Origin of the sequence: Bacteroides sp. 1_1_30 (assembly GCF_020982715.1) — a bacterium.
In the GTDB taxonomy this organism is placed as follows: Bacteria; Bacteroidota; Bacteroidia; order Bacteroidales; family Bacteroidaceae; genus Bacteroides; species Bacteroides xylanisolvens.
Genome location: NZ_JAJKHN010000017.1, coordinates 1 through 13,382, shown reverse-complemented (window position 1 = coordinate 13,382; position 13,382 = coordinate 1). Strand labels below are relative to the sequence as shown.

Sequence of the window (13,382 nt, the reverse complement as noted above, 5' to 3'; positions counted from 1 at the left end):
AAAAAATATGAGAAATTTTGCCAACTATGATGTCGACATCCACGGTAAATCGAGTGGAGTCCTCAAGACGATTTGTAAAAAATGTCTTCCTACCCGCAAGAATAAGCGCGACCGTTCGCTACGTGTCAACGTCGACACGGGCCACTGTCACTGTTATCATTGTGGCGCTGATTTTTATGTTCCCGATGATGTGGAAGAGCGCAAGAATGCCGAACGTGTGGCAGCCCGCAAGCGTCGTGCAGCAGCCATTCCGCAGCATTTTCAGCGTCCAGTGTTTGATGCCTCGAAAACCACGCTTTCCGAAGACACGGAGCGTTGGCTGGTGGAGACGCGTTGCATCCCGCAGTCCGTCATAGCCGCCCTACGCATCACCGAACAGGAAGAATTTATGCCGCAATCCGGCAAAAAGGAACGTTGCATCTGCTTCAACTATTTTGAAGGGGAACAACTGATAAACACCAAATTTCGCGCTCTCCCGAAACTTTTCAAAATGGTGCAGGGTGCCGAACTGATTCCCTACAACATCGACTCCATCCTGGGGCAAACCTCCTGCATCATCCACGAGGGGGAACTGGATGCTGCTTCTTCCATCGCCGCCGGATTCAAAAGCGCCATCTCCGTGCCGGCCGGAGCCAATTCGAACCTCTCCTGGCTCGACCGTTTTATGGAGACGCACTTCGAGGACCTGGAAGAAATCATCATTGCCGTTGATGCTGATTCTGCCGGAATCCGGTTGCGCAATGAACTCATCAACCGGCTGGGAGCTGAACGCTGCCGGGTGGTGACTTACGGTCCGGAGTGTAAAGATGCCAACGAGCATCTCTGCAAATATGGTATCGCCAGTCTCCGTATCGCCATCGAACAGGCAGCAGAAGTTCCGCTCGAAGGGATCTTCACCGCTGCCGACTTGCATGACGATCTGCGGGCTCTTTTCGACAACGGCTTCGGTCCCGGAGCGGAAACGGGATGGGAGGAGATGGATAAGATCTGCACGTATGAACGTGGGCGAAGTGTCTACGTCACCGGAGTTCCCGGTGCAGGAAAATCCGAGTGGGTGGACGAATTGGTGTTGCGTCTCTGCCTGCGGCATCAATGGAAAATCGGGTTCTTTAGCCCGGAAAATACCCCTATCGTCTATCATCTCCGCAAACTGATTGAGAAACTCACCGGACACCGTTTTCAAAACGGCTGTGGCATGACGGAGGGACTCCTTGCGAACTCGGAAGATTTTCTGACTGAAAATGTCTCTCATATCTCTCTGAAAGGTAATGTTTCTCCGGATCGTGTACTGGCCAAGGCTCATGAACTCGTTGTCCGCCGTGGCTGCCGCATCATTGTCTTCGACCCGCTCAACCGTTTCGACCACAACCCGCAACCGGGACAGACGGAAACGCAATATATTTCTAACCTGTTGAATAAATTTACAGAATTTGCCGTGCAACATAATTGCCTGCTCGTGGTCGTAGTCCATCCTCGTAAAATGAACCGTAATCCTGTCACGGGCATTACCCCTCGTGTGGAAATGTACGACATCAACGGCTCTGCCGATTTCTATAACAAAGCGGATTACGGTATCATTGTGGAACGTGACAAGGAGGTTGGTGTCACACGCGTATACGTGGACAAGGTGAAATTCAAGCATCTTGGTGTCGGTGGAATGGCATCCTTTGTCTACGATCCCGTAAGCGGACGATACCTGCCCTGTGAAGAATCTCACGACCCTTCTCTCTCCGCTGACCAGCGTGTCCGAAATACAATGTTCGACAACTCCTGCTGGCTACCTGAAAAAGAGCTGTTTTAAAGTATTAGGTATTAAGTATCAAGTATTAAGTATTATGATGTTATCCATTGTTGCGATGCGTTTACCATACTTGATACCTAATACTTAATACTTCAATTAGGGTTCTTGGAGTACTTCGACGATGAGCCTTACTTGTGCGGGAGTGTAGTATCTGGCGCGTGGATTCATGCCGGTGGCCAGGAGCCGTTCTTTTAGTCCGGGTGCAGCTTCAATCCATTCGTTGAATCGGTCTACTGCGCTTTGTTGCAGGATATTGGGGAGGTACAACAAGGCAAGTTCGCCTTTCCCATAGGTGCGGTATTGGAATGTTTTTTCTTCTTCTTGTTCGGGGAGAATCTTGTTTTTTGTTTTCATTTATAGTTGTGCTTTTAGGTTGCTGTATTTGAAGTAAAGTTACTCATTTTTAGTGGAATAGGCAAGTTTTGAGAACGGATGTTCGGGTGTATTCATAAAAGAATTGATACTAATAGAATACCGATTCTTGAAATTTATCGTATCTTTGTTTACGTTTCACGTTAAAAGCATAGAAAAAGGATGGAAGGAATATTCAGGCGTTATCCGATAGGGATACAGAGTTTCGAGAGACTACGCAATGATAATTGTGTGTATATTGATAAGACAGAGTTGATTTATCGTTTGGTAAATACACATACGACTTATTTTCTTAGCCGTCCCCGACGCTTTGGAAAGAGTCTGTTAGTTTCCACTCTTGAAGCCTATTTCTCTGGTAAAAAAGACCTGTTCAAGGGGCTGATGATGGAACAGTTGGAGAAAGACTGGACGGTTTATCCCGTGTTGCATATTGATTTCAGTATCAGTAAGTATATGAATGCGGGGATGCTGCGCTCCGCTATCAACAATCGCTTGGTGGAATGGGAACGAATTTACGGATGTGACACGAGCGAAGACACTTTCAGTCTCCGTCTGAAAGGTATTATCAAACGTGCTTACGAGCAGAGCGGGCGTCAGGTTGTGTTACTTGTAGACGAATATGATTCTCCTATGTTGGATAGCAACAACAATAAGGAGTTGCAAGCTGAAATACGTGGCATCATGCGCGACTTTTTCAGTCCGTTGAAAGCGCAGGGAGAATATCTTCGTTTTCTTTTTCTGACCGGTATCAGTAAATTTAGTCAGATGAGCATCTTTAGTGAATTGAACAATCTTCAGAACATAAGTATGCAAGATGCTTATAGTGCCATTTGCGGTATAACGGAAAATGAATTGCGTACACAGTTGGAAGAAGATATAAGAAGGATGGCCGAGGCGAACGGTGAAACGTATGATGAAGCGTGTATACATTTGAAACAACAGTATGATGGGTATCATTTCAGTGAAAATAGTGAAGACATTTACAATCCGTTTAGTTTGTTTAATGCATTTGCTCAAAAGAAATATGCCAATTTCTGGTTCTCTACCGGCACTCCCACTTTCCTGATAGACATCTTGCAGCAAAGCGATTTCGATATTCGTCAACTGGATGGCGTTTCGGCTACTGCCGAGCAGTTTGATGCACCTACCAATGTCATTACAGACCCGCTTCCGGTACTTTACCAAAGCGGTTATCTCACTATTAAAGAATATGATCGGGATTTTCAGATCTATACGTTGGCTTATCCTAACAAAGAAGTTCGGAAAGGCTTTATCGAATCATTAATGCCGGCTTATGTGCATTTGCCTGCTCGCGAGAATACATTTTATGTAGTATCGTTTATCAAAGACTTACGGGTCGGCAATCTGGATCAATGTATGGAGCGGATCAAATCATTTTTCGCCTCTATCCCCAATGATATGAATAATAAGGAGGAGAAACACTATCAGACCATCTTCTACCTCCTGTTCCGGTTGATGGGGCAATATGTGGATGCAGAAGTAAAGAGCGCTGTTGGCAGGGCTGATGTTGTGATAAAGATGCAGGAGGCTATCTATGTATTTGAATTCAAAGTAGACGGTACTCCTGAAGAAGCGTTGGCACAGATCAATAGTAAGCAGTATGCGATTCCTTATCAGGCAGATCATCGGAAAGTTATCAAAGTGGGAGTTAATTTCGACAGTAGTACGCGAACTATTGGAGAATGGATCATTGAAAACTAGGGAATAATCTTACATATTCCTACATATTTCCACATATTTCGGTATAATTCGGTGTAATCCGTTTTAATCCGGCATAATCCGGTGTAGTCCGGTGCAATCCGGTAAGTCGTCAATGTGTTGTCGTATCTTTGTTTCATCAACAGAAAGGGAGAATGTACTTCTTTTCGTAGAAACAATTTTTAAATATGGCAACAGTTACAGTTGTGCGCTACAAGCGCAGAAAACGGCTCGGTGATGATAAATCACCGATGATGTATCTTCTCAAGCCTAAGGCTGGAGAGTCGAAAATCTATTCAATTGATTCACTGGCACAGGAAATCGAGTCTATCGGGTCGCTTTCGGTGGAAGACGTGTCGCATGTGATGAAATCCTTTGTCCGTGCGATGAAAAAAGTGCTTGTGGCAGGGAATAAGGTGAAAGTGGATGGACTGGGTATTTTTTATACCACGCTGACCTGTCCGGGTGTGGAACAGGAAAAGGATTGTACGGTGAAAAATATCACTCGCATCAATCTCCGTTTCAAAGTCGACAACTCATTGCGTCTTGCCAATGACAGCACGGCAACTACTCGTGGCGGGGATAATAACATGATGTTCGAATTGTATACGGAGAAGAAGTCCGCTGCCGGAGGAAACGGCGGTGACGGCTCCGATGATGATGGTAAAGGCGATGGGGGAGAACCCGGTGGTGGTAGCGGTGGAGGAGAAGCTCCGGATCCGGCAGCATAAACCGCTTTGATTGACTCTGTTCTCAATTTATTAATTTATCATCTCAATCTATTAAAATGTTAGATAAAATTATCGAAATCATCATGACGATTCTGCCTTTTCTGGGCAGTAGCCGCAAGAAGCGCCAGATGATGGCGCAAGAAGTGAAAGAGTTCAGTGAACTAGTGAAAGACCAGTATACTTTTCTGATGCAGCAGTTGGAGAAAGTGTTGAAGGATTATTTCGACCTTAGTTCGAAAGTGAAAGAGATGCACGCGGAGATTTTCTCGTTGAGAGGACAGCTGACGCAAGCTGCGGCTCTGCAGTGTAGTAGCAAGGAATGTGTGCAACGAGTACAGATGGTCACTGAAACGGAGGGATGAATTTATGCGAACCATCAACTTGATTGTGATCCACTGTTCCGCCACAAGGGCGGACAGGGATTTTACGGAAGATGATTTGGAAGTGTGCCACCGTCGGCGTGGTTTCAACGGGACGGGGTATCATTTTTATATCCGTAAAAATGGAGATATAAAGACCACCCGTGAGATTGAACGAATCGGTGCGCACGCAAAAGGACACAACCAGAACAGTATTGGCATTTGTTATGAGGGCGGACTTGACTGCCACGGTCATCCCGCCGATACACGTACCGAATGGCAGATTCATTCGATGCGGGTGCTGATCCTTGCACTCCTGCGCGACTATCCCGGTTGCCGGGTGTGCGGACATCGGGATCTAAGTCCGGACCTGAACGGAAACGGAGAGATCGAACCCGAAGAGTGGATTAAAGCGTGTCCGTGCTTCGAAGTGAAAGAATTCTGCTCAAAAATGTAATGTACTCTATAGAAAGACTTGTGACCGAGTACATAAATACTTGTCACAAGTCTTTTCTCGTTTTATCATTTCTTAGGTTATTTTCCGGTGAGTTTTACTTAGACACGGGGCAGATGTTTGATAAAGAAAGTTCCTTATATATACTCAATAACGATTCTGCTGTGTTTCTCCACGAAAACATCTGGCTGCGCTTAAGCCCGTATTCCACTTGTTGCTGGTAGAATGTCCCGTCATTTTCTAGTTTCAAGATTTTTGCTGTGATATCTTCGGGACTGAATGGATCAACCAATAAAGCCCCATCACCTGCAATTTCGGGCATTGCTGAAGTATTTCCTGCAATGATTGGTGTTCCGCAAGCCATCGCTTCCAGCATCGGGATACCGAAACTTTCGCGAAGTGAGGGATATAGAAATGCGAATGCACCACTGTAGAGCGCTGCAAGGTCGGTATTCTCAATGTAGCCGGGGAAGCTGAGATAACTTTTGATATCCATCATCTTTTCTTCTTCCAATATCCGGTCAATGGCATCTTCTTTAAGGTCGGCAATCAGTAATGGTAACTTCTTTGCCGATTTTTTCAAATATCCGCTGTACGCTTTCAGTACTCTCGGAGTATTCTTTTTCGGATCCGTGTTTCCTAGAAAAAACAGATATTCGTCTGCATCGATATATTTCCGGGTAATTTCCGGAGCTTTGGGCTGCAAATGGAAATGACTGTTGAACCCGTTATATACAGCTACTAATTGCTTTTCCGGCAGATGTAACGCTTCAAGAATCCGTTTCCGTTCGAACTGCGAAACGGTAATAATTTTCTCGCACTTGGGGAGTATGCGCGGAACGACTAACCGGCGATAATGCCATCCCATCTCTTGATACCACGACAGGCTGGACGACTGGCGCTTTTCCAGATAGATTATATCGTGCAATGTTAGAACCAGAGGCACAGGGCAGTGTAGAGGAGCCGTGTTGCTGGTGCAATGCAGCAAATCGGGCTTGATGCTTTTTACTGCACGCGGGAGTGCTACCTGTTCCCACAATGGATAAGTAGGGCATTTCAGCTCGATGATATGTACGTTATCGGAACTTTCCAGACACTTGTCTTCACCGGGACTGACAAAAATGAAATATTCATTTTCATGATCCATTTTTTGTAGTTCCCGAATTGTTTCAAGAGCAACAAAATCCATTCCATGCTTGTTGGGGCGGAAAATGCGCTGTGCTTCAATGGCTATTTTCATATTCTTTCTTTTTTAGTGGTGGTGATGTTTTCTCTTTTATATAAGTTTTTTGTTTCTAGGGAGTCTCATTTTTTTATAAATATTCTCTTGCTTTTCAAGAAAATTTTCTTTAAAAATGGCCTTCTCCATGTTCTGTATGGATAAATTTTTTATAAGCTCCTTTCAACTTGAACAAATTGCCGATGGTAGTGAGTGCCAGTATTGGGATTTTTATAATTGCTTTACCCAATCGTTTGTTTAGCAGATTTCCAGGTATGGGCAATATCATTGCTACTATCTGGGCTATGGATAATATCCACCATTTTATGGCTATCATCCATTCGTTTCCGGAATCGCCTTTCAGACTTAGCCAGATACCGATGGCTGTGAAAATAAATGTCAGTCCGAAAACACCTGCTATTTGGATCAGTCTTGGGGGTAGCATCCATTGAATTATCTTGTCGCAGTAGTCAATGTTACCTTGGCGGATTGCTTTCTGTAATCCGGACAATGAACTGCGGAGAATGCCGAATTGTGCAGCTATCCAGCGTTTTCGCTGATTGCTGATGGCTTCTTCTTTCTGCGTTTTTTCGTCATAAATTGGTATTTCCGGTAGGTAGGTGGTGTGAATGCGCTGTTGCAGAAGAAGTACTTCTAATTCCTTGTCTTCGCCTGCCGTTTCAAGAAGTCGGACGTTTTTCCGGAACCAGTCGGCTTCAAAAGCCATTCCTGAACCGGATAATGCGGCTGAAAGTCCTAGTGCATTGTGTCCGCTGCGGAAGATGCCATTATTAATTTCTTCGCTGATGCCATCCAGAACAGAAATGTCAGTATTCAGATTTTGGCCGGTTCGGTGGGCTTGTATGCACCGCACACCGCTGTCGAATGCACGGTTTACCGCTGTCAGGAAGTGCGGGGAAGTCAGATTATCGGCGTCCATGATAACTACTACATCGTAGGGTATTCCGTCAATGGCATCCATTGCCATTGTCAGTGCTTTGGCTTTGGAGCTGTCTTTATAGTCGGCTATCAACAATCGGATAGGCAAGGAACGCAAGAGCTCGTTGGTGGCAGACTGCATCTGGTCGGAGATAACGATGATATCAAACATTTCTTTCGGATATTCCTGTCTCAGGAAACTGCGTACGGAAGAGACGATTACCCGGTCTTCTTTATAAGCCGGGAAGAGTATGACGAAACGTCGTAGGGTGCGGGCTTCCGGAAATTCAGGGACCCGGTAGAACTTGGAAGCAATGGCGTATAGCAACAGATAACATACGCAAAGCGCGAAAAGTACAAAAAGAATCCAGTCGACGATATTCATAGTATTTGGAATTTATGACACAACGTTTTATTTATCGGGTGAGACAACGCTCTTTTTGTCGGATGACGGGCGAAGAAGTCCGGAGTTTACTCCATAGAATATGGCTGCCGCCAAGTCGAAACGCCCTTTGAGTATGAAAGCCAAACTATTCTTTGTAGCAGCTACGGTGCTCTGATAAATAATGGAGGCGATGCGGTTGAACCCTTTCAGATTGCGCCGGGCATAGAACAGGCGGTTGCGTGTCAGATAATAAGTACGCAATTTACTAAGTTGCCCAGTGCTCTGGCTTTCTTTATGAAAAATGGTACAGCAGGGATCGTACCACAGTTCATATCCGGCACGGGTCATGCTTGTGCTCCAGTCTAGTTCTTCATAGTAGAGAAAAAATATCTCGGGCATCATTCCTATTTTTTCAATGACTTCCCGTTTAAACATCATTGCTGCCCCATGCAGATAGGGGGTGGTGTGGGGAGTGTCGAATGTTCCATCGTCTGGACAATCGAAGCCCAGCATATGGTTACGTAGGGTGATTTGCGACAAGGGAGTGAATCCGGCAAATTGTATATGCTGGGGTGGAAATGCAAAGCGTATCTTGGGGGATACACCTCCAATCTCCGGTCGACTTTCAAGGCGTTCTACGAGATAGGCGATATGGTCTGATTCAATATATGTATCATTATTAATAAGGAATATGTATTTACCTTTTGCTACCTGGATGCCGATATTATTTCCACCGGAAAAACCACTGTTCTCATTGCTGCGGATAGCGACAACGGTGGGATACAGTTGATGTATTTTAGCTGCTTCGTTTTCATGTGAAGCATTGTCTACGACGATGATTTCATAACTTACAGAATGTATTTTATTCTGTAGTGATTCTATTAGTTCGCATGTGTCTTTGAATCCGTTGTAGCAGATTGTGATAAATGATATGTCTGGAATATTGTTTGTCATATTTGTTCGTCAGTTTTTTTGAGTGGCTACTAGTTCTTTTTCTTTCTCTTCTTCACTGATGCGCTTGTCTATATGAGGAGCGGCAAAACAGAGTGCGAATCCTATATATACAGTCAATGGATTGGGATACTGCATTACGTCGTTGACATAGGCCGCTATGAAATAACCGGCATCCATACAAAGCCAGGCTGCCACTAATCCGCGCAAGCTCTTATTGCGTACTTTAAACATCAGTAGCCATGAGCACCAAGCGAATAGAATGCCATGTATACCCAGATAAAGAATGAGTCCGACAATTCCTGTTTCTACCCATACGCCGACTAACCATGAATCCGGAGGATAGGGCATTTGCTCTTTCGGTTCGAAATTTCCGGTTGAAAGCCCAACACCATATCCGATAGGCTTCTTTGCCATCAATTCTTTCATTCGCATCCTGTTTTCGACACGTACGAGGTATGAAGCATCTTCGGTAGGATGGAAAGAGGAACGCATTTTGTGAATGTATTGGTTTCCGCTCCCGATGTTGGTATAATAGAAAAATGCGAAAATGCTGATAGATATGAATATACCTCCCAGTAATGCTTTCCAATTCTTTGCTATGACGGTTATCATCAGCATGCCACCCATAAGAACGCCCATGGCAGAGCGTGTTCCGGAGATTCCCATTCCATAAATGCCGCAAAAAGCAATAAAAAGGAAGTAGATGCGTTTCCATCTGGAGTCAACAAAGAATGAGGCAATGGCAAAGGTCACAGTAGACATGGCAGCATGAACACCATAATTGGCTGCATCAGAGAAACAAGAGAAATAGCGAATGCCTGACCAGATAATGTGAGTACGTGCACCTCCCACTACGTGTAAGAAATAAAGATCTTTAGAACTGAATCCATGATTCTTCTGCCAATAACCTTTTAGGGTGAATATCAAAACAAATATTGACCATATAATTAATAATAGTTCAATATCTTTTTTGGTACGTATTACGATCGGAACGACGAATGCACAGATCAAGGGGGTGAGAGCGTATGGAGTGAGGTTAATATTCCAGGCTGCCATAACATTGTTTGGATTCAGTATTTCCAGTATATAAAACAATAACCAGACAATGAAGAAATAGGTCATTATATTTTGTCCGGGTTTCCAGTTAGTGCGCTCGTCATTGCCGAGTTGTATCAGACAGATCGTAGTAAACAATAAGATAAGCACCATTGAGAATAATCCTATCTTGATGTTTACGAACATACTTGCTGCGATTAGCGCGAACTGTGCGGCAAGCAGGAGGTGGAAAGCGGTTACTTTATTCGTCATCGTCCTCGTCTGCTGCTTCTTTGGCTTTTCTTCTGAGATTGAATATGATTTTTTCTGTTAATGATAACTGACTGAGACGATAGCCGATTCTACGCAGTAATGTATGGGGTGGAAGTTGTCCGGTAAAGTCTTCTACTGCGTCACGGTTCGCATTTGTGAGGCATATACGGAATGGGACATCCGTCTTACTCAGTTGCTGCGTAAGTTGTTCGCAAAGCTGTTTATCAATAGTTTTCCAGCCACGGTCTGCCGAAGCTACTAGAATATTGGCGTTGGCATCATGTAACAGAGCACTCGGAATATTGCTGGTCGATAATGGCGGATAAGCAACTATCAGCACATCTTCTCCTTGCAAAGTGTAAAAGTCTGTAATACTCTTGGCTAGCAGAAATTGGGTCGAGTCTGTATTAAAATCTACTCCATAGGTGATAAACCTGGCATTTAACATCCGGCTTTGCATATATCCACAGATTAAATTTCCCAATTCTTCTTCTCCGGAATTGTCACTGGTGCTGAAAAGGTTGATGATGAATACGCCGGGAGACTTGCGCTTAGTCAGGAAGCGAAGTAGCGAATTGCTCAATTCTTTTACGGAAAGCTGAACATAAGTCTTGGTCAGACCTCCATAGCGAGAGGGGCTTGTATTGGGAATAGCGCCTATTACCTTAAACCCGGTGACTCGCCTGGTACGGCTGGCATCTCGTAAAGTTCTGTCAAGCATTTCGACTAGTAACAACAAAGCGACTATGATGAGAAAACTGACTGCACAGGCAGCTATAACAATCTGTTTCCGATTGGTTGAGTTGGACGAAATCGGATAAGTCGGCTCGTTGAGTACTTTCAAAGTGGCAGAAGTCATTTCTAGATTTTTCTTTCTCAGTAAGGCTTCATTATAACTTTGAAGTACAGTGAGGTAGTTGCGTTCGGTGAAATTTATCATGCGCTCTTTTTGCTTGATGGTAGTACCTACCGGTGCGAAAAAAACATATCGGTCATTCAATTCACTGCGTGCATTCTGTACAATCTGTAATTCAGCTTTGGCTTTCTCGTATAGTAGCGTTTGTTCCAGCCATTGGTCGATGATATTGGTTCTCGAAGCGCCCTCTTTGGTATATTTATGGCCGATATAGGAGGATGTTAAGTCATTTAATTCTTGTTTGATTTCAGAGAGCCGTTTCTTTTCATTTATCAAGGTCTGATCGTCTGTTTTTGAGGAAACAGTCATCGCTTCAGCCTCCGATATTCTGCCGGTAATGCTGGAAGCTTCTCTCAGTTTGTCTACAAATTCCATGTTCTTGAGCACCTGTTTTGCATTACTGTCCATATGCTTTTCTAGTTCTTCAAGCATGGATTTGCTACTATTAAAAGCAAAAAGTGCGTCTTGCTCTCTCAGCTCGTATTCTTTACTGATGGCGGCTATTTCTTTGGTCTCGTCAATGTAGTTGATAATGCGTTTTTCTACATTATACTTTGTTAGGTCTTCTTCTTCTAAGTTTAGTTTCTTTCCGATGCGCTTCAACTCTTCTTCAAAGTATTTGATTACTTTGTCCGTCTCTCCATAACGAATGCGACGGTATTCTTCTACAAATTCGTCCATTAAGATACTCACTGTATTGTAGACGATGCCTGGATCACCGGATGAATAGCTGATATCCAACAAATCACTGGTCAATCGACGCTGTACTTTGATGTTTTTCAGGGCATTATAGCTATAAAAAGGGTGATTGTAGTAAAATAATCCATAGATATAGTTATCTCTATGTGGACGCATATATTTTTCCAGATTAGCTACTGTCTTATCTTCACTCGACTTGTCGATTAGTTTTAGAATTTCAGCTCCATTCGGACTATTTTTCAAGTGATTGTAGGTATAGTTATAGCTGGAAGCGGTAATACCGTTATTTTCTTTATCCGGGTTACCCTGAATAAGAATTCGCGCAAATAATCGTAGACATACTCTCTTCAACGTACTTTCGGCCTGCATGATGCTGATCAAATTGTCCATTGAGTTTTGTACTGTTGCCCAGTCTGTGCGTTTGTCACTTTCTAGATTATAACCTGAAGCTACCCCTGTGTATAATGTGGCTTTTACATCATATCCTCCTTGCATATGTCGTGTGTAGTAAATAACCAGCAATGTGAAGAAAGTGGTTCCTAGCAATATCAGCCAGCGATGACGAAATAGGGCTCGTATGATAGAAATGATATAGTTCATATCTTAATCTTTTATTTTCGTATGATGGGAGTGCGTGAAATAACTTCGAGTATCATTAAACTCTTTGTTAATTCGAACTTGCTATTCTCATATGCCTCACGGGCTTGAGATTGCCTTTCCTTATCTGTAGATAAATCGGTAGACTCAATAGTACCATTGGCAAAGTTCTTTTCAGAAATTTCGTATTGCACATTAGCTAGCACCAAACTTTCACTCCTCATTTGAAGAACTTTCATCTGCGAAATTGCCATTGTGTACATTTCAATAATACTTTTTTTGATTTCGTCATACTTCATTTCTCGTTCTAGTTCCGCACTCCGCAGTGTGAGTCTTTGCCGACTGACACGTCCTTTGAGGTCGAATAAATCGTTCAATGGAATACTTAGACCTGCACCTACTGTGTAACCATTTTGCGCTTGAGTGGAGTAGGTAAGATATGGGGCGACTGCCACGTCCGTATAGGTGGACTCATTACCGAACATTCCGTATTGATAGCTCCCCCGTAAACTGAAGAAACCTAGAAATGACCATTTCTCTTTTTGGAGTAATTTGCGCTCAATTCTCGCCTTTACGTCCGCCATCTCATAAATGGGGCTGTTCTTGGCATTTTCGAATAAAACTGATAGTGGGGGGAGAACTATTTTACTATAATCTTCTTCACTTAGTTGAGAATAGTCAGACACTTCTTGTGCAACTACACGGGTGGTAGAGATGAACAGAAGTAATAACCCCGAAAAAAAATATATAAATTGCTTCATAAAAAAATCCTATTATTTGCTCTTGCTGTGTTATAGCTTGCGCAAATATAAGGATTAATTTCATTTATGTGCAGTCTTTTATTATCTATTTTAACGTGAGTTCGAAATAAAATCAAAAAATAGCAAGTTGTCCGTCATTGACAAAATTTAGGTCAATGGCGGGCTTCT

12 protein-coding genes are annotated in these 13,382 nt (G+C 43.5%); 5 read left to right on the top strand and 7 right to left on the bottom strand.

The genetic code is table 11. The annotated features are described in order from the left end of the window. The first annotated feature begins 7 nt into the window (after positions 1-7). Complete coding sequence (locus tag LPH68_RS06545; protein WP_004318594.1) at positions 8-1,801, top strand: bifunctional DNA primase/helicase; 1,794 nt, start codon at positions 8-10, stop codon at positions 1,799-1,801. A 96-nt stretch (positions 1,802-1,897) separates the two neighbouring features. Here the strand turns inward: LPH68_RS06545 and LPH68_RS06540 are convergent, their stop codons facing one another. Next, positions 1,898-2,155: a DUF4248 domain-containing protein gene (locus tag LPH68_RS06540; protein ID WP_004315917.1), complete on the bottom strand. Its 258-nt coding sequence runs from the start codon at positions 2,153-2,155 to the stop codon at positions 1,898-1,900. 180 nt (positions 2,156-2,335) lie between these two features. Here LPH68_RS06540 and LPH68_RS06535 point away from each other — a divergent pair, with 180 nt between their 5' ends. The 4 genes from LPH68_RS06535 to LPH68_RS06520 all read left to right on the top strand — a co-directional run bounded on the left by LPH68_RS06535 (position 2,336) and on the right by LPH68_RS06520 (position 5,439). Next, positions 2,336-3,895, top strand: coding sequence for an ATP-binding protein (locus tag LPH68_RS06535; protein WP_230296884.1), 1,560 nt, complete (start codon positions 2,336-2,338; stop codon positions 3,893-3,895). 185 nt (positions 3,896-4,080) lie between these two features. After that, positions 4,081-4,623 carry an HU family DNA-binding protein gene (locus LPH68_RS06530; protein ID WP_004300374.1) on the top strand — a complete coding sequence of 181 codons (543 nt, stop codon included), beginning with the start codon at positions 4,081-4,083 and terminating at the stop codon, positions 4,621-4,623. Positions 4,624-4,679: 56 nt separating this feature from the next. Further along, positions 4,680-4,985: a hypothetical protein gene (locus LPH68_RS06525; protein WP_004300375.1), complete on the top strand. Its 306-nt coding sequence runs from the start codon at positions 4,680-4,682 to the stop codon at positions 4,983-4,985. 4 nt (positions 4,986-4,989) lie between these two features. Beyond that, a complete protein-coding gene (locus tag LPH68_RS06520; RefSeq protein WP_008643849.1) occupies positions 4,990-5,439 on the top strand; it encodes an N-acetylmuramoyl-L-alanine amidase in 450 nt (149 codons plus the stop codon). A 94-nt stretch (positions 5,440-5,533) separates the two neighbouring features. Here LPH68_RS06520 and LPH68_RS06515 read toward each other — a convergent pair whose 3' ends face one another. From LPH68_RS06515 to LPH68_RS06490, 6 genes are all read right to left on the bottom strand, one after another. Then, on the bottom strand, positions 5,534-6,676 hold the full coding sequence (locus tag LPH68_RS06515) for a glycosyltransferase family 1 protein (protein WP_004315914.1): 1,143 nt from the start codon (positions 6,674-6,676) through the stop codon (positions 5,534-5,536). A gap of 109 nt (positions 6,677-6,785) precedes the next feature. Next, the gene (locus LPH68_RS06510) at positions 6,786-7,979 is read right to left on the bottom strand and encodes a glycosyltransferase family 2 protein (RefSeq protein ID WP_004315913.1); all 1,194 of its coding nucleotides are present in this window, start codon (positions 7,977-7,979) and stop codon (positions 6,786-6,788) included. 27 nt (positions 7,980-8,006) lie between these two features. Then, complete coding sequence (locus LPH68_RS06505) at positions 8,007-8,933, bottom strand: glycosyltransferase family 2 protein (RefSeq protein ID WP_004315912.1); 927 nt, start codon at positions 8,931-8,933, stop codon at positions 8,007-8,009. A 9-nt stretch (positions 8,934-8,942) separates the two neighbouring features. After that, positions 8,943-10,241, bottom strand: coding sequence for an O-antigen ligase (locus LPH68_RS06500; RefSeq protein WP_004315911.1), 1,299 nt, complete (start codon positions 10,239-10,241; stop codon positions 8,943-8,945). Further along, a complete protein-coding gene (locus LPH68_RS06495; RefSeq protein ID WP_004315910.1) occupies positions 10,231-12,456 on the bottom strand; it encodes a membrane protein in 2,226 nt (741 codons plus the stop codon). Before LPH68_RS06495 ends, LPH68_RS06500 begins: the two co-directional genes overlap by 11 nt. Before the next feature lie 11 nt (positions 12,457-12,467). After that, positions 12,468-13,214: a TolC family protein gene (locus LPH68_RS06490; protein WP_008017377.1), complete on the bottom strand. Its 747-nt coding sequence runs from the start codon at positions 13,212-13,214 to the stop codon at positions 12,468-12,470. Between the last annotated feature and the right edge of the window lie 168 nt (positions 13,215-13,382).